The following is a 15,849-nucleotide window of genomic DNA, read 5'->3' as shown; positions in this document are numbered from 1 at the left end:
TTAACTTATAAATTTGCTGAATGTGTAAATACATCAAATCATAGAGGACATCAGCCGTATATCCCAATATCTTCAGCAAAAATCGCTAAGGCATGAGTTAAATATATGTAGCTATTTTGACTGAGCAGCATCACCAAGTATGATTTCAATTTTTACATGAATGAAAAAGTTATATTGACTGATAAGTTTTGCTTTCCAAATGTTAATTTTTGTAAAGAGATAAGTTAGTATAAATATATTAGTTAGCATTTATTTTGTTTTCTAAAAATTAGCTTAAATAAATATAGCCAAAAGTATTAAAATGGTACAATTATTATTCTTTAACAAGTTAATATCACTAGCATAAATTAATAACTAAATATTCATATACTACTTAAAGTCAGCAGAATCGGCATAAGTAAATTAAAAGTTAATTATAGTAACTTATATCTCTCTAAAGTTAGATAGTAACAGTCAAAAAGTGCTAACAAAAATGTGACCTTTGCTAGAGGCATTGTTTGCTCTTGGCTTTGTAGTCTTAGAAATTGTTGGTCAAATATTAGAAAATTGAAGCAAGCAAAAGTATGATGATGCCTTCCCTGCTAAACAGAACCATACAAAGCTGTTAAGCGAAAATTTTGCTTGTTGAAAATATTTTTCTTGTTTGTTGTTGATTAGGAGGAATCGGTGAAGAGCTTAACTTCTTTTATAAAAAAACTGCGTCTACGTCAATTTCTGACTGTATTTTTCGCTGGGCTATTGTTGATAGTAAGCACGGCTTGTAATGGCGCGACAAATGCTCAAGGTGCAAATCCAAATAATCCTGCTGTACAAGCTGGTGGTGCAAATAATCCCTATAAAGGTGGTGGGGACAAGTATACAAACGAGAAGATGTCCAAGTCTGGACTCGACCAAACTAGCTTACAACTAGACCCACAATTACTTATTGCCACTGCTGTTAATAAAGAAGGGAAACTTTACCCTGGCGCTGAAACACCAGAAGGCAGAGCATACGTAGAATCAGAATTGCCCATCAAAACTGAGAAAAACATAGAGAAGCCTGAACCAGGTGGCTTGATTCAGCGTGAGGGAGATGTTGGCGAGCGAATTCAAGACCGGCTTGAAACTGTTGGGAAAGCATTTCAGGATGCTTCAGGGTTTTTGAAAGACAAGGCAGATGAAGCAGCTGCTAGACCGGAATTGCAAAAGAATCCAGCCGTGGGTAAATAGAAACCATTTTTTGGATTCCGGATTTGAAATAAATCCAAGGACAAAACTACTGAGTTAGTTCTTGCTTAATCTTTGATTTTGTCATAAAAACACAAGGAGTTGCACTGTGAAAAAAGTCGTTGCTTTGTTAAAAAACATTCGTCCACTGAAACTTTTAACAGTTTTTTTGGCAGGAGTTTTCCTATTCTTTACACAAGCTTGCAATTCTGGCAATTCTGTAGGTGCAACAACGCCTAGTCAAACTGTACCTCGTCAAATTATAGGAGAGGAGCAACATGCATCCCCTAATTCTGAAGTTTACGTTCCAAAAGGAAGTAACATCCTTTCTCCTAATGAAGGCGGGATGAACAATTTCAGTGATGTAGATCCTAGAAGAAAGGGAGCCGACGTAAAAGCCAAAGCTGAAGCTCTTAAGCAAAATGCTGAACAAAACGTCATTGACGAAACAAGCAACATCGGAGAAAACACCCGCCGTATCCTGGATAAGAAAGGGGACAACGTTGAACAAATAGGCAAGAATCTGCAGCAAAATGCTCAAGAGACAGCAGATAAAGCTAAGAGCAGCGCTACTGACTTTGCCCGAGGAACCAGCAAAGGCGTTGAAAATATCAAAGACAACACCAGCGATGCTGCTAAGGGTGCGGCGAGAAATGCTCAGGGTACAGCTGAGGATGCAAAATTCAATGCTCAGCGCACTGCTAGTAAAGCAGGCGAAGCAGTGAACACAACTTTGAAAGATGCCAATAGCAATGCTGCGGAAAAAGGTAAACAGGCAGCTGAAAATTCTGGCAATTTTTTGGAAAAGGTTGGTAGTGCAATCAAAGATGCTGTTGATTAGTTCATAATCAATCCACCTTTATGTGCTGCCAGACTTCGAGTCTGGGGCTACACGAACTAAGCCCGCCCAAGCGGGCTTTTTTGCTATTTTTAGCTATTAGTCTAGTAGTTGATTGCATTAATTATGATGGTTGTATAAGTTCGTAGTAAGGACTTTAGTCCTAGACTCTTTAAGCGAAGACAACGCTCACTAGGAAGCCTTCAAAACTAATGCGTTCTTACCATTAGTCCTCTTTTGGTTCTACGCAAGTGGGGAGAGGTTAAGAGTGAAATTTTATTTTTTGCGTGTACCAATTCTGTAGTGCGAGCCGCTGAATTTCTCGCCAAGCAACATTCTGTTTTCGCGCCAGTTCTGCACAGTCTTCGTATTCTGGTTGCACGTTAGCTATCACTTTATCGTTTGCTTGTCCCGTCCAAGCAACCTTAAGGCGGACAACACCATATTCAGTTTCTACTTGTTGAATTTCCCGTTGGAGAATAGTGCGTTCCTGAGTTGAATGACGAATTCCCAAAGTGGTGGTTTCACGAAATAAAACTGCTTCACAGTTATGTAGATTTTCTGGATGACAAATGACTGTCAGCAGAATTCCCGGACGGGATTTTTTCATACCTACAGATTGAGTGAACACATCCAAAGCACCAGCAGCAAATAATGCTTCAAACACATAGCCTATTGCCTGTGGACTGAGGTCATCAATTTGGGTCTCTAAAACTGAGATACTTTCCAAGGTCGGGCTAGTATCCTTGGCAACGGATTTTGTTGCGGATTTATCTGTGAAACCAACAGTTAATTTATCTGTTAAATTTGTTAAATTTGTTGCTTCACCCAGCCACAAGCGCAAAATATTGGGAATGGGTAGATGAATTGAACCGGCTCCCAATCCTACTTGTTTAACGGTCATAGGCGGTGGAGAACTAAAGTCTACGGCAAGGGTTGTGGCGATCGCAGCTCCGGTTGGTGTCACCATTTCGCGTTCAATACCGTTACTATATACTGGACAAGCCCGCATTTCCCATAACTTCAAAACTGCTGGTACTGGTACTGCCATCTGACCGTGCGCCGCCCGCACTGTTCCGCCACCAGTTGGTAACGGTGAGCAGTACAGTAAAGGTAATCCTTTATGATTGCTCTCAATACCCAACCAATCTAAACCCAAACAAGTGCCAACAATGTCTACAATTGCATCAACAGCACCGACTTCATGAAAGTGAACTTTTTCTGGTGCTACACCGTGTACTGCCCCTTCTGCTACTGCTAGTTGCCGAAATACTGCCAAACTCCAAGCTTCTGCTCGTGATGGCAACCCAGCTTTCAGAATCATCTGCTCGATTTCTGGCAAGTGGCGTGCGTGATGCTGACTGTGATCGTGATCGTCGTGATGATTCACGTTTATTAAGTCTACATAAACTTTAGTAGCCTGTTGACCATTACGATGAACAAGTTCTGCTCTCAATTGATACTCATGCTCAATCCCTAAACAGTTCAGTTTTTCAGTTAAATATTCTAAGGGAACACCTAGACTAACTACGGCTCCCAGGCACATATCACCGGAAATACCCGTCGGACATTGAAGATAAGCTAATTTAGTCATAATTTAGTCATTAGTCAGTTGTCAGTTGTTTGTTAGTTGTTAGTGAGCGACTGCGTCCTTAGGGGTTTCCCCCAACCCCAGAGAGGATTCCAAAGCCCATCTGTTGTTAAAAAGTACCGCTAACCACTAACTTCCTCTCCCACTTTTATGGCAAAAATTTTCCAAGTCCATCCTGATAATCCCCAAGTCCGGCGTATAGAGGAAATACAAGCAGCACTGCAACGTGGCGCAGTGATGCTTTACCCTACGGATACAGTTTATGCTATTGGTTGTGATTTAAATGCTAAATCAGCAGTAGAGCGAGTGCGACAAATTAAACAGCTGGCAAATGATAAACCACTGACATTTTTATGTCCCTCGCTTTCTAATGTAACGACTTATGCTTATGTAAGCGATACAGCTTATCGGATGATGAAAAGCCTCATTCCAGGATCATATACGTTTTTGCTACCTGCTACCAAGTTGGTGCCACGACTCGTGCAAAATCCCAAGCGTAAAACGACTGGAATTAGAGTACCAAATCATACCGTATGTAAAGCTTTATTGTCAGCGCTAGCAAATCCGATTATTTCGACTTCGGCACATTTACCACCGGATGATGAAATAGATGATGAGTCCAATGGGATGGAAAGCGAACCTTACTTATCCCGGGTAGAACTATTTGACCGTTTGGACAAATTGGTAGATGTGATTGTGGACACTGGTGAGGAACCTAAGTATGAAGTTTCTACCATTTTGGACTTAACAGGAGAAAGACCAATTATTGTGCGGCAGGGTTTAGGCTGGGAAAAAGCAGCGGCATGGGTATAAACATTAAACTACACACGCTCATCTGTCAATTTCGCAAAAAGAAAGCCAGTGGCTCCAGTTTTCAGATTGTCATACCTACTACATTGGCAGGAGGTATGACTTAAATTGCGATAAACCTAGGAGCAGTAAGCATTTGGAGTACTTTTGCGTCATGGCGGATATCCGTGTGCAAGTTACTTTTTAGTGGCTTGTGAAAAAACCGACACACTGCCAACACTGTAACTTTTTCGGATCTTTTACAGTCATATGTGTGAGCAGTGCTGAGGGCGACTCTTGATGGATGAAAATCATCGAACAGATTCGCCTACTGGCGTATGCCTTGGCAGTGCTGTCTTGTGCATTGTCGTTACGGTGCAATACCACTTGTAGAAAAGTCATGAAAGCAAACCTCGCCAATCTAGCCACGTCTACACCCTCTTTAAACCGCCACGTTTCGACTGAACAGCCAGTTCAGGTAGATGCTGATGCTCTAGTGCAACTGCTGTGTAAGGAAATGCAACTTCAGGTAAAAACAGCACCTAGGTGCGTGCAAGCTGTAGCAAAGCGCATAGCTAAAGAAGTGGAACGGATCTGCAACAAAAGCTCCCGTATCCAAACATCAGGAGAAATTAAGTCTTGGCTGGTGACTTTGGCAAGGCATCGTTTACAAAAATGCCTGCGTTACTATCAATTGGGTTCAAAAAAAGGTCGCGTAGAATTACATAGCCAACTCGGCGCAATGGTTTACCGGCACATTACGACATCAAAGTCCGAGTTAGGGTTTGAGGCTCGTTACAACCTGATTGAAGATTTTTTACAGGCATTTTATCTGGAAGCTATTAAGGCTTTCCGGCGGGAAAACGAACTACCTGAGGATTACACCCCGCGCACTCAATTGGAACTCGCAGAATACATGGGGTTTACAGAGCAGTATGCTAAGCGCCGCATCAATTTACCTGGCGGTAATAACCAGCAGTTAGTTATATTGCGTGCCCAAGGTTTTGCCCGTCGTTTGCCTCAGGAAACAACTGTAGATATCGAAAGGGCTGTTGAGTCCGCTAAGAGTGAAGAAGCAGAATCTTATCAGCGCAACTCAGCAGTTCAACAGGTTCGCTCTCAAATGATTGCACAACCTAAATTCGATCCTGCTGAAGAGTCCGAGCGCGATCGCGTCGTCTCAGAACTAGTAAAATATCTAGAAGCTCAAGGTCAATCTGACTGCGTAGACTATCTATCATTAAAACTCCAAGATTTCTCAGCACCAGAAATCGACCAACTTTTGGGTTTGACTAGCCGCCAGCGCGATTATCTGCAACAGCGTTTTAAATATCATGTAGAAAAGTTCGCCAAGCAACACCACTGGCAGTTAGTACATCAATGGTTGGGCGCAGGTTTAGAACAGAAGTTGGGTTTATCTTCCCAACAGTGGGAAAAATTTTTGAGCCAACTTTCTGAACAGCAGCAGCAAATCTTGCAACTTAAAACTGCAAAATACAGTGATCAAGCAATAGCCAAAACAATCAAATGCACTCCTAAACAGCTCCAAAAGCGCTGGACTCAAATGTTAGAAATGGCATGGACAATCCGCAACGGTAACACTGAAATTCAGATAGGCTAAAGTCTTGGTAACTTGTATCAACAAAGAAAGCAACGTTATCTAGTTTCCAGACTTTATCCTGTTTGTTTAAATGTTAAACATAAATTATTTCTTACTTCTTACAACTAAGAAATTTACTTCTGTCCTCCCTAAAAAAAATTTTTCCTTCTCTTCCCTCCGCCTGTGGAGGATAGAGGAGGATAATGAGGACAATAAACGGAGAGTAGCAGGGTTAAAGAGTTATCAAATGTTCCAGCAAAAAGTAAATGAACATTAGGAGCCGCACAGAAATAACTTACCTGTTTTAAGAAATGTAAGCCTTGATTTACAAGACTTTCAGCAATTAAAAAAGGTAAATTATTCGTGCGGTGTTCCTTAGGCGAGGAACTACACTTAATTAACTTCTACTTTCAAATATGTCAGAATTCATCCGCAATACAATTTCTCGCGGTTTTTAATTGAATACGATAGATATAGCAGAATTCAGAAACCGCAGCTAGGAACTCAGAAGTAAAAAGGGCTTAGTGTCTCGGCTTTTAAACAAAGCGCGTTGTACTTCATGCACGAACAAGGTGCTGTATGTACAGGCACACGGCTGTTTGCCTCTATAATTTGGTGTATTCCACATAAAGAAAAACCGCAATGCTTTAATACAATTGTATTAAATACACCTGTACTCTTTAGGGAAACTTTCTACATATTAGCGTCCTAAATCGAAAATTGATGTTAAGTAACTGAACATTTTCCACTGCTTCCATGAAATCCTAGAATCTATGCGCTGTTGGTAAGAAGGATGCAATATGACTAGGACTCAAGGTGGCAGAGCAAATCAGTCTGGTAACGTTTTGGAAAGAACTGTAGAAGGAACCTTGCTAGGGCATGGATATGAGCTGATCGGTGGTAATGTACTAAAGAAGCAGCGTTTGGGATATCTTATAAACTCCACCAGCCTGACAAAACGATATGCAAGACAGGTTTACATAGGACCAGGAATTTATGGTACTGACATTTATGTAGACTTTTACATCATTGGTTCAGCAACAATTCCTTCTGGTTTAATCATTGAATGTAAATGGCAGCAAACTGGTGGCTCTGTTGATGAAAAACTTCCTTACGTTAACTTGAATATTCAAAATTGCTATCCAGCAGCAACTATTGTTTTGATTGACGGTGGAGGAATGAAACCCAAAGCAATTACTTGGTTAAAATCTCAAGTAACTCAAAATCAAAATTTATTAGCTGTTCATAACTTAAGTACTTTTATTGCCTGGACTAACAATAATCTTTAATAGAATAAGAAGTTACTAATAATTCGTTAATCTTGCCTCGTTTTTTTGCATTAGAATTAATTGCCCTTCCTGCTAATATAGTATGGATATGAAAATCTTTATAAAGGTTGCGAATAAACGAAGTATCTGAATTAGATAGCATCACTTGTACACCACGTTGAGCAAGTTCTACGAATACATCCCTTAGTCTATATTGCTCATTTTCATTAAAGGCATAACGACTATATGATGTAAAGTTACTGGTCGTACTGACTGGATAATAAGGTGGATCAAAGTAGACAAAATCTTCACTATTGCTAGCAGAACTTAGCACTTTTTCAAAGCCTCTTCTTTCAATTTCTGCTGATTGCAAAGCAACTGATGCTAAACGTAAATTAGATAAATCACAAATATTAGGTTTTTTGTATCTGCCCATTGGCACATTAAATTCACCTTTAGAATTTTCTCTATAAAGACCATTAAAACAAGTTTTGTTCAAATATATCAAACGAGCAGCTTTTTTTAATTCAGTACTCTCGATTGTAGTTCTTATGCTGTAATAATAATCTTTACTATGTTGAGTTTCGTGTTCTTTAAGCAGGTAAATTAATTCTTCAACATGATCTCTAACACATCGATAAGTGGTAATTAATTCTGCATTGATATCAGTCAAAAAAGCTTTAGGTGCTTGGCGCTCCTGTAGATAGAAAAAAACAGAACCACCACCAAGAAATGGCTCATAGTAATTTTTAAAATAACTGGGGAAGTAGGGAATGTATTGCTGAATTAATCTACCTTTACCTCCAGCCCATTTTAAAAATGGACGTGGTAAGTTTTGCATATGAATTTCACTTAACATTCAAGAGCAACTTAATGAATTAGTTTTCACCATTATAATGAAGAAAATATATATTATATTATATTATATTAAATATTATATTAAATGATAAAATATCTCCTGTTTATATTACAATTTAAATAAACAAAGCCATCAAAAAAAACCTATAGTCTATAACAAGGTAGTCTAAATCTAGATGTTTGACGGATTTTGGGAGAACGTTCTTCGCTACTTTCGCTACTTCATTACAACCCTCTTAGGCGTGTTCTTAAATGCTTTTGCGCCCTTGGGACCGCTTTTCAAACGCCCAGTCACCTCAATAGCTGTCTTGGGCTTATTTACAGGTGCTCTAGTCTTCATAGCTCTCACCCTGCGTGCAATGCTTGGCTTGAGTACAATTTAGACTATGACTGTAGTGGGAGGTGTACTCCTGTGACAAAGTCGTATTTATGTAGTGTGTAGTAAATCCTCTGTGAGGAGGCAAATTTTTATGGCTACAGATCGCCGCGTTTCCCGCGTTGCTGAATTAATTAAACGGGAAGTTAGCCAACTGTTACTTAATGGTATTAAGGATGACCGTGTGGGGACAGGAATGGTAAGTGTTACTGACGTTGATGTGTCTGGAGATTTGCAACATGCAAAAATCTACGTCAGCATCTATGGCACAGAGGAAGCCAAGGCAGAAACAATGGCAGGTTTAAAGTCAGCGACTCCTTACGTCCGCAGTGAACTCGGTGCGCGGGTTCGCCTGCGTCGTACGCCAGAGGTGGTATTTATTGAAGACCGTTCTATAGAACGCGGTAGCAAGGTGCTAACCCTGTTAAGTCAACTCGAGCAAAAACGTCAGCCAGAAAATCTGGCACAAGAAACTGAGCACAGCTTCAATCAAGATGAAGAATTGTCTGCAAAAGATTAAGTAACGTAAACAACAATTAATTAACGTACGCCAGCCAAGCATTTTACAGACGCGACCATGTTGCGTCTGTTTAAATATGCCTAATACATGGCTTAGGGATAGGGCTGTTAAAATATACTCTTTATATTTACTCGTCCTTTGGTGTCTACTCCAAAATGCTAAGTAGTGTATCCATTGATTTTGATGATTTGGTAGTGAGCGCTTGAGCGCTCTCAAAATTCAGGACTAAAGTCCTCACTACAGAATTAAAATGCTTGTTGTGCGGGGTTTTCCTTTTTTAAACTTGGAATTTTGAATTGCTTATGCTGCCCGATATAGATAAACTCTCCCTAGCCGAACAAGTAGCCCAGATGGTCGTTGTTCGTGCCTCTGGTTTTTTATTTGACCACCAAATTCAATATCCTGTTTGGGAACCACCAGCAGCAACACTCCAACATTGGGTGCAAGATTTGGGCGTTGGTGGAGTGATTTTGCTGGGGGCTAGTGCCGGGGAATTAGCTATCAGAACACAACAATTGCAAAATTGGGCAAAAATTCCTTTACTCATTGCCGCTGATATCGAAGAAGGCGTCGGACAGCGTTTTGCAGGGGCAACTTGGTTTCCGCCACCAATGGCACTGAGTGCTATTTTCCGCAAAGACCAAAAGTTGGCTTTGGATTATGCCGAAAAAATGGGAGCGATTACTGCACAAGAAGCCTTAGCCATTGGCATTAACTGGGTATTAGCTCCCGTGGTGGATGTGAACAATAATCCTGATAACCCTGTTATCAACGTTCGCGCTTTTGGCGAAACGCCTGATGAGGTGAGTCATTTGGCTTGTGCCTTTATTCGTGGTGCAAAAACTCATCGTGTCCTAACAACGGCAAAGCATTTTCCTGGACACGGGGACACAGCTGTTGATTCTCATTTGGATTTGCCGCTCATCCCACAGTCTACAGACAGACTGACAGAAGTGGAATTGCCACCTTTTGCTTGTGCCATCGCCTCGGGTGTGGATACAGTCATGACCGCTCACCTGCTGATCCCTTCTTGGGATGCAGAACTACCAGCAACCTTGTCACACAAAATCTTAACAGGGCAGTTGCGCCAAAAACTAGGATTTTCAGGCTTGATCACCACAGATGCCTTGGTAATGGGTGCTATTGCCAACCGCTATGGGGCTTCGGTTGCTCCTGTGATGGCAGTGGAAGCAGGTGCCGATATTTTGCTGATGCCTGTTGATCCCCAAGAGGCGATTAACGCTGTATGCACGGCTGTTGAAAGTGGTCGGATTCCGCGATCGCGTATTCGAGACTCTGTTGAGCGTATTTGGCAAGCAAAAATCAAATCCCATCAGCCAGTCAATCCCGCAGCCTTTATCGAGTCCACAGCACAAAATGACGCTCTCAACACTACTGTTGAGATTTTGCAACATAGTCAAATCATTCATGGCTCTGCGTTATCATTAGATAAACTTATAAACACAATCAAACTTAGTGATAAGTCTGCACGAGTTCTACGCAACCTGATTGTTGTTGATGACTTATTTCTCTGTGATTTTTTGAACAAATTGGCACCAGCAATGACACTACCCGCCCAAATGGGATATGAGACTCAAATCATTGATTGCCATACTCAAGCTATTAGCAACTTAGACGGAAATCATCCTACTTTGCTACAAATGTTTATCCGAGGGAATCCCTTTGCTCAAGTGCAGAACTGACCAAGGCAGCAGAAGATTTATTTAAGAAATTATTAACGACGGATGATTTACAAGCCTTTGTATTGTACGGTAGCCCTTATGTTTTGCAGCAGTTTATACCCTTGCTTAAGGCGGATATTCCCGGCATATTTTCCTATGGACAAATGCCAGCGGCACAAGACTGCGCTTTACGTACGTTGTTTGGTATCTAACTCATCTGTTTGGTAAAGACTTCTGACTTATGCAAAACAGTGCCTAAAATGGTGAGTGCTTATCAGAGACTAGTACCAAATAAGTCTCTCAACCGCATAAGCAAAAATAATCAACTACCACTATTTGTTTGTATGCAATACAATATAAGCAAATGTCAGGATTTGTTGATTTTCTTCATATTTCTTCACATAATTTGAGGATATGTAGCGTCAAAATGAAAATAGTTCCGTATATAAAACTACAAAACTTCAACGACTGTTTCTATTTCTAGCATGTTCGTTCCTGCTAAATTTTGGGAACACTACTTACGTGTTAAATTGTGAGCAAAAACCATGAGTGTGAATACGGTGCCTTCTATCAGTTACTACTCTTTAACGTGATACAAGATGAAGCACGGCGACTGGTGCAAAAAGGCTTGGTGAGCAGACAGCAGCCAATCTATACCTTGTGCCAATATATCCCGGCTAGAGAGTGGGTATGCATTGAATGCGAACTGGAAAAGTGTGATTTCTTGCTGCGCGATCGCATTGCCGATCTGATTGGTCGCGAAGAGTGGGACAACGACTAATTATTTCATCTGTTGCGTGATTTTCGATTTCGGAGTGGGAATCTATGTTGGATGAATGGATTAAACAAAAAGAGATTTAACGCTCAAAGTGCGATCGCTTTCTCAAGGATAATCTCTGCTTTCTAAGAGCCATTCCCAGCGCGGAATCTCAAATATCCCATTTCTAAATCGATCCAAAAGTGTTTTGTGGGAATTTTCTAGCTTACATCCGTTTTCCAGCCTTTTGTGCGGTTAATGTTAGAAGTAGGGAATAAGGGGGCTGGTTTCTCCCTGAACGTGGGAAGCCACGTTTGAAGGACATTTCTAGATTTCTCTAGATTTTATTGAGCGGTGTGAATACCATAATTAGGCGTGTCGATTCCGGAGCAGTTCAATTTTAGAAACTGCTCCGGTAATTTTTATGTTTTACAATGTTTTACAGTCTACGGGTAAATTACCCTACTTGCTCCAGATACTGGTTAATATCTTCAATAACCCGGGTCAGTTCAGCTTCTGTTGTTAAGCGAATAGTAGCATCGCGGACGGTTAACAGGACTTTGGCAGCAAAGGGAGTGGGCCAAATATTGGGATTACAAAAAATTTCTAAAAATACCTCTCCCGTGTAACGATATTCCATTGGACGCTGGGGACTCGGTTTACCGCCACTAGAGGTTTTAGCGGCGACAGCTTTGAGGCTTTGCATCAATTCATTGAGTGCTGCTTTGAATTCCCGTGCTGCTTCGGGTGAAAAACTAAAAGAGACAGAACCTTCAACCAGGTTCAATGTCAGATGATTGGGCATGAGCTATTTATCAAAACATCTTGCTACATATACCATTCTCCTTGGAATGCGCCACCTCCGTAGCACGGAGGTGGAAACAGTCTGCAGCATCATTTCTTCACGGACAGCATGGCAATGGAGCCAAAAAATCTATCGAATTCATGTAGTTTTAGCCACTCACTTCGCCTAAGTCATTGAAGGACTCAACTTGTTGGTGTGTCAACGGAGGAATTTCTCTACTAATAATTTGATTACATATATCCACACACTTATTGCAAATACAAATAGTGACATTTCCCAGTGGTGGACCTGCAATCAGAAGATTAACCTGTTCACTACTTTTCTTACAAAATGAACAGCAAAGTTCTGGCTTGATTTGGGCATTGGTGTTAGTGGTCATTGTCTTAGACTCCTTAAATGAAATAGGTTGAATTTGAGCTTGAAGAGGTAGCAATCGTTCTCTAAGTTGATGGCGAGCTTTGTGCAAACGGCCCTTGGCTGCACTGAGTGAAATATTTAAGCGAACTGCTACTTCTTGTAGACTGAGTTGTTCGTGATAGAACAGCAAAGTTGCTTGACGATTATTGTGAGACAGAGTATCGATTGCTTCTAGTAAAGCAGTGCGGAGTTCTTTATGTTCCGCCACTTGCTGAGGGTCGCGTGAACTCTCATCAATCGGTAACGGCTCAGCAGCCAAATCTCCCACCATTGCTTCAAGGGAAAACAAAATCACCTTACGACGACGCAAATTGTTGCGGCAAATATTGAGCACAATGCCATATAGCCAACTCTTAAAGCGCTTTGGCTCGTGAAGTTTCTCTAATGAAAGATAAGCTTGCAGCATGGCATCTTGCACAAGCTCTTGAGCCAAATCCTCATTGCCGATCATTCGCTTAGCAATGCGTTGTGCCATCGGCTGATAACGCAACACAAGCCGACCAAATGCAGCTTTATTTCCCTGTCGTGCTAAAAAAATTAACTCCAGATCACTTTGCTCTGACACACCTTCCTCGCTGAACGACTCTACTTAATAGTGGCAAAGTCAAGAGAAAAGGTTACTTGTACCAACAAGCGGGGGCTAAATGGTGAAAAGTTACATGCACTGAGTTATCAAATGATATGAGCAAAGACTTTGCGCTTTGAGGGGCTAGAAACTGTCAATTCAAAATTTATAACCTAATTTGGATAAGGATTTGAAATATTTTTTTGATGTTTAAAGTTTTACATTAGAAGTCATAGAACTGAGTAAAAAAATACTTTATGACTTCAGATAACCGCGCCGCAGTGCGGAAGGTTTTAATTATTACCCTACTACTTAACATCTTTGTCATGGTATTGAAAGCTGTAGTAGCCAATTTGACAGGTTGTCTCAGCTTGCTAGCTGATGCTTTACATAGTGTGACCGATAGCGCCAACAACATTCATCGAAATGCATTTAATAGTGGATGCACCTGACGTAGAAAGAGCACACCGCATAACTGAGGAAGTCGAAAGGGGATTAGAAGAACGCTTCAACCCAGTCAGAATTTTGATTTATATCGAACCACCTGCATACCAATCCAACCATATTTCCTTTTAGCTGTGATTAGAATGATTTTCTAATCTGTAGAGACGCGTCAAATAACGCGTCTCTACAAAAGTTATGAAAATTAAAATCTATCACTCCCATTCAATGGTTCCAGGCGGCTTAGAGGTGATATCGAATACCACTCGGTTAACGCCTTTGACCTCATTCACAATCCGATTGGAAATGACTTCCAGGACATCGTAAGGCACACGCGCCCAATCAGCAGTCATACCATCTTCACTGGTCACAATTCGTAAAACGATGGGGTAAGCATAAGTACGTTTGTCGCCCATAACACCAACACTACGTATTGGTAGTAAGACGGCAAATGCTTGCCAGTAGTCGTGGTATAAACCGCGTTGGTTAATTTCTTGACGCACAATCAAATCAGCGTCGCGTAAAATTTCTAACCGCTCAGTAGTAATTTCACCTATAATGCGAATCGCTAAACCTGGTCCGGGGAAAGGATGGCGTTGGACAATTTCTTCTGGCAAGCCAATGGAACGCCCTACTTTGCGGACTTCATCCTTAAACAGTTTCCGCAACGGTTCCACCAGTTTGAATCGCAGGTCTTTGGGCAATCCACCAACGTTATGATGGCTTTTGATTTTTACTGCTACCCGTTCCCCAGTCTGCGGGTCAACGTTGGTATCAGCGGATTCAATAACGTCTGGATAAAGCGTGCCTTGAGCTAAATAATCAAACGGTCCAAGGCTTTTGGATGTTTCCTCAAAAGCACTGATAAATTCGCGTCCAATTATACGACGCTTTTCTTCCGGGTCAGTGATTCCAGAGAGTGCAGAAATGAAGCGTTCCCTAGCGTTGACATACTCTACCGGAATGTGAAACTGTTCTTGGAACAGTTTGAGCAATCGCTCTGGCTCATACTTTCGCATAAAGCCTTGGTCGATAAACACACAAGTCAACTGGTCGCCAATTGCTTTATGTAGCAAGAATGCCAAGGTTGAAGAATCCACTCCTCCAGAAAGCGCCAACAGCACCCGTTTATCGCCGACTCTCGCGCGAATTTCTCGAATTGATTGTTCAACAAAAGCAGCAGTCGTCCAGGTAGGTTCACACTTGCAGATATGGTATACAAAGTTACGGATTAAAGCGAGACCACCAAGAGAATGCACCACTTCTGGATGGAACTGAACACCGTAGAGTTTTTTGTTGTGATCAGCAATAGCTGCACAGGGAGTATTTTCTGTATGTGCGAGCAATTCAAACCCTTCTGGCATTTGAGTGACTGAGTCTCCATGACTCATCCACATCGTCGTGCCATCTTCAACGTTGGTGAGCAAGTCTGTGGGATCATCTATATATAGTGACGCTTTGCCATACTCACCTCTGTCAGCCTTTGCAACTTCCCCACCCAAGTGTTGCACCATCAGCTGCATACCGTAACATACACCTAGAATCGGAATTCCCAAATTCCAGATTTCTGAATCACAGTGGGGAGCGCCACCGTCATAAACTGAATTGGGACCTCCAGAAAAGATAATCCCCTTGGGATTGAGTTGACGTAATTGTTCAGCTGTGGTGCGATAGGAAAGGACTTCAGAATATACCTGTGTTTCACGAATTCGGCGGGCAATCAGTTCTGAATATTGAGAACCGAAATCGAGAATTACAATCATTTGACGATTGAGCTGCCCCAAATATTCCTCTTTTTGAGGCGCTTGTTCTGTTGGTAGAGTCACCGCAGTATTCATGACAGGGAAGGTGTGAGTGTAATGAAAAATCGTCGCTTATCAGGTCCGTAACAATACCATTGCTATGCGCCTTTAGCTGTGATGGTAATATAAACCGTCACCAAACGCGACCTTAAACGCGTCTGCCTAGCTAATCGTATGTGTAAATGGTATTAAGAAGAAAAACTTACCCTATATTGGTAACAAATTATAGCTTGATTCTCAGTTCTTAAGATTATTCATATTAAATTAACATAATTTTGCCATTAACATACAAAGCGGTCTTGCTTTTTACAATCATTTGGCAGTGGCGAGTAAA

General features: G+C 41.3%; 13 protein-coding genes and 4 pseudogenes. 11 read left to right on the top strand and 6 right to left on the bottom strand.

From position 1 onward, the window contains the following. The first annotated feature begins 666 nt into the window (after nt 1–666). On the top strand, nt 667–1,209 hold the full coding sequence (locus tag V5G28_RS31160) for a DUF6658 family protein (protein ID WP_332987240.1): 543 nt from the start codon (nt 667–669) through the stop codon (nt 1,207–1,209). Between the two features lie 106 nt (nt 1,210–1,315). Beyond that, complete coding sequence (locus tag V5G28_RS31155; protein WP_332987239.1) at nt 1,316–2,047, top strand: hypothetical protein; 732 nt, start codon at nt 1,316–1,318, stop codon at nt 2,045–2,047. Nucleotides 2,048–2,306: 259 nt separating this feature from the next. Here the strand turns inward: V5G28_RS31155 and larC are convergent, their stop codons facing one another. Continuing rightward, nucleotides 2,307–3,638, bottom strand: a complete 1,332-nt coding sequence (gene larC, locus V5G28_RS31150) for a nickel pincer cofactor biosynthesis protein LarC (RefSeq protein ID WP_332987238.1) — start codon at nt 3,636–3,638, stop codon at nt 2,307–2,309. Nucleotides 3,639–3,785: 147 nt separating this feature from the next. Here larC and V5G28_RS31145 point away from each other — a divergent pair, with 147 nt between their 5' ends. Further along, a complete protein-coding gene (locus tag V5G28_RS31145) occupies nt 3,786–4,448 on the top strand; it encodes an L-threonylcarbamoyladenylate synthase (RefSeq protein WP_332987237.1) in 663 nt (220 codons plus the stop codon). Nucleotides 4,449–4,628: 180 nt separating this feature from the next. On the opposite strand, the gene V5G28_RS31140 is transcribed toward V5G28_RS31145, so the two are convergent. Then, complete coding sequence (locus tag V5G28_RS31140) at nt 4,629–4,826, bottom strand: hypothetical protein (RefSeq protein ID WP_332987236.1); 198 nt, start codon at nt 4,824–4,826, stop codon at nt 4,629–4,631. Here V5G28_RS31140 and V5G28_RS31135 point away from each other — a divergent pair. Further along, nucleotides 4,825–6,045 carry a HetZ-related protein gene (locus V5G28_RS31135; protein ID WP_096571268.1) on the top strand — a complete coding sequence of 407 codons (1,221 nt, stop codon included), beginning with the start codon at nt 4,825–4,827 and terminating at the stop codon, nt 6,043–6,045. The genes V5G28_RS31140 and V5G28_RS31135 overlap by 2 nt on opposite strands. 779 nt (nt 6,046–6,824) lie before the next feature. After that, nucleotides 6,825–7,313 carry a PD-(D/E)XK nuclease superfamily protein gene (locus V5G28_RS31130; protein WP_096566274.1) on the top strand — a complete coding sequence of 163 codons (489 nt, stop codon included), beginning with the start codon at nt 6,825–6,827 and terminating at the stop codon, nt 7,311–7,313. On the opposite strand, the gene V5G28_RS31125 is transcribed toward V5G28_RS31130, so the two are convergent. Further along, nucleotides 7,297–8,151, bottom strand: coding sequence for a DNA adenine methylase (locus V5G28_RS31125; protein WP_332987235.1), 855 nt, complete (start codon nt 8,149–8,151; stop codon nt 7,297–7,299). The two genes, V5G28_RS31130 and V5G28_RS31125, sit on opposite strands and share 17 nt — an antisense overlap. Nucleotides 8,152–8,326: 175 nt before the next feature. Here V5G28_RS31125 and V5G28_RS31120 point away from each other — a divergent pair, with 175 nt between their 5' ends. The 4 genes and pseudogenes from V5G28_RS31120 (at nt 8,327) to V5G28_RS31105 (ending at nt 11,509) form a co-directional block, all read left to right on the top strand. Further along, nucleotides 8,327–8,533: a DUF751 family protein gene (locus tag V5G28_RS31120; protein ID WP_096566278.1), complete on the top strand. Its 207-nt coding sequence runs from the start codon at nt 8,327–8,329 to the stop codon at nt 8,531–8,533. An 87-nt stretch (nt 8,534–8,620) separates the two neighbouring features. Beyond that, the gene (gene rbfA, locus V5G28_RS31115; protein ID WP_332987234.1) at nt 8,621–9,046 is read left to right on the top strand and encodes a 30S ribosome-binding factor RbfA; all 426 of its coding nucleotides are present in this window, start codon (nt 8,621–8,623) and stop codon (nt 9,044–9,046) included. A gap of 302 nt (nt 9,047–9,348) precedes the next feature. After that, a pseudogene (locus V5G28_RS31110) lies at nt 9,349–10,940 on the top strand (glycoside hydrolase family 3 N-terminal domain-containing protein). Nucleotides 10,941–11,273: 333 nt separating this feature from the next. Next, nucleotides 11,274–11,509, top strand: a pseudogene (locus V5G28_RS31105) (DUF4327 family protein). A 433-nt stretch (nt 11,510–11,942) separates the two neighbouring features. On the opposite strand, the gene V5G28_RS31100 reads toward V5G28_RS31105, so the two are convergent. Continuing rightward, a complete protein-coding gene (locus tag V5G28_RS31100) occupies nt 11,943–12,290 on the bottom strand; it encodes a hypothetical protein (protein WP_332987232.1) in 348 nt (115 codons plus the stop codon). A gap of 148 nt (nt 12,291–12,438) precedes the next feature. Then, entirely contained in the window at nt 12,439–13,272 is an 834-nt protein-coding gene (locus V5G28_RS31095) for an RNA polymerase sigma factor (protein WP_332987231.1), read from the bottom strand. A 257-nt stretch (nt 13,273–13,529) separates the two neighbouring features. Between V5G28_RS31095 and V5G28_RS36945 the strand changes: the two are divergent. Next, nucleotides 13,530–13,691, top strand: a pseudogene (locus V5G28_RS36945) (cation transporter); the annotation flags it as partial. Beyond that, nucleotides 13,690–13,848, top strand: a pseudogene (locus V5G28_RS36940) (cation transporter dimerization domain-containing protein); the annotation flags it as partial. The pseudogenes V5G28_RS36945 and V5G28_RS36940, both read left to right, overlap by 2 nt. Nucleotides 13,849–13,928: 80 nt before the next feature. Here V5G28_RS36940 and guaA read toward each other — a convergent pair. Beyond that, nucleotides 13,929–15,551: a glutamine-hydrolyzing GMP synthase gene (gene guaA, locus V5G28_RS31085; protein WP_332987230.1), complete on the bottom strand. Its 1,623-nt coding sequence runs from the start codon at nt 15,549–15,551 to the stop codon at nt 13,929–13,931. Between the last annotated feature and the right edge of the window lie 298 nt (nt 15,552–15,849).

The organism is Scytonema sp. PRP1 (genome assembly GCF_036697665.2).
Lineage (GTDB): Bacteria > Cyanobacteriota > Cyanobacteriia > Cyanobacteriales > Nostocaceae > Kalymmatonema > Kalymmatonema gypsitolerans.
The sequence above is the reverse complement of the archived record's forward strand: the minus strand, read 5'-3'. Positions and strand labels throughout refer to the sequence as shown.

What these genes read in the sequence shown, in the direction of transcription:
- guaA (WP_332987230.1), bottom strand. Translation starts at nt 15,551, where the DNA reads ATGAATACTGCGGTGACTCTACCAACAGAACAAGCGCCTCAAAAAGAG.
- larC (WP_332987238.1), bottom strand. Translation starts at nt 3,638, where the DNA reads ATGACTAAATTAGCTTATCTTCAATGTCCGACGGGTATTTCCGGTGAT.
- V5G28_RS31120 (WP_096566278.1), top strand. Translation starts at nt 8,327, where the DNA reads ATGTTTGACGGATTTTGGGAGAACGTTCTTCGCTACTTTCGCTACTTC.
- V5G28_RS31130 (WP_096566274.1), top strand. Translation starts at nt 6,825, where the DNA reads ATGACTAGGACTCAAGGTGGCAGAGCAAATCAGTCTGGTAACGTTTTG.
- V5G28_RS31100 (WP_332987232.1), bottom strand. Translation starts at nt 12,290, where the DNA reads ATGCCCAATCATCTGACATTGAACCTGGTTGAAGGTTCTGTCTCTTTT.
- V5G28_RS31125 (WP_332987235.1), bottom strand. Translation starts at nt 8,151, where the DNA reads ATGTTAAGTGAAATTCATATGCAAAACTTACCACGTCCATTTTTAAAA.
- V5G28_RS31145 (WP_332987237.1), top strand. Translation starts at nt 3,786, where the DNA reads ATGGCAAAAATTTTCCAAGTCCATCCTGATAATCCCCAAGTCCGGCGT.
- V5G28_RS31140 (WP_332987236.1), bottom strand. Translation starts at nt 4,826, where the DNA reads ATGACTTTTCTACAAGTGGTATTGCACCGTAACGACAATGCACAAGAC.
- rbfA (WP_332987234.1), top strand. Translation starts at nt 8,621, where the DNA reads ATGGCTACAGATCGCCGCGTTTCCCGCGTTGCTGAATTAATTAAACGG.
- V5G28_RS31135 (WP_096571268.1), top strand. Translation starts at nt 4,825, where the DNA reads ATGAAAGCAAACCTCGCCAATCTAGCCACGTCTACACCCTCTTTAAAC.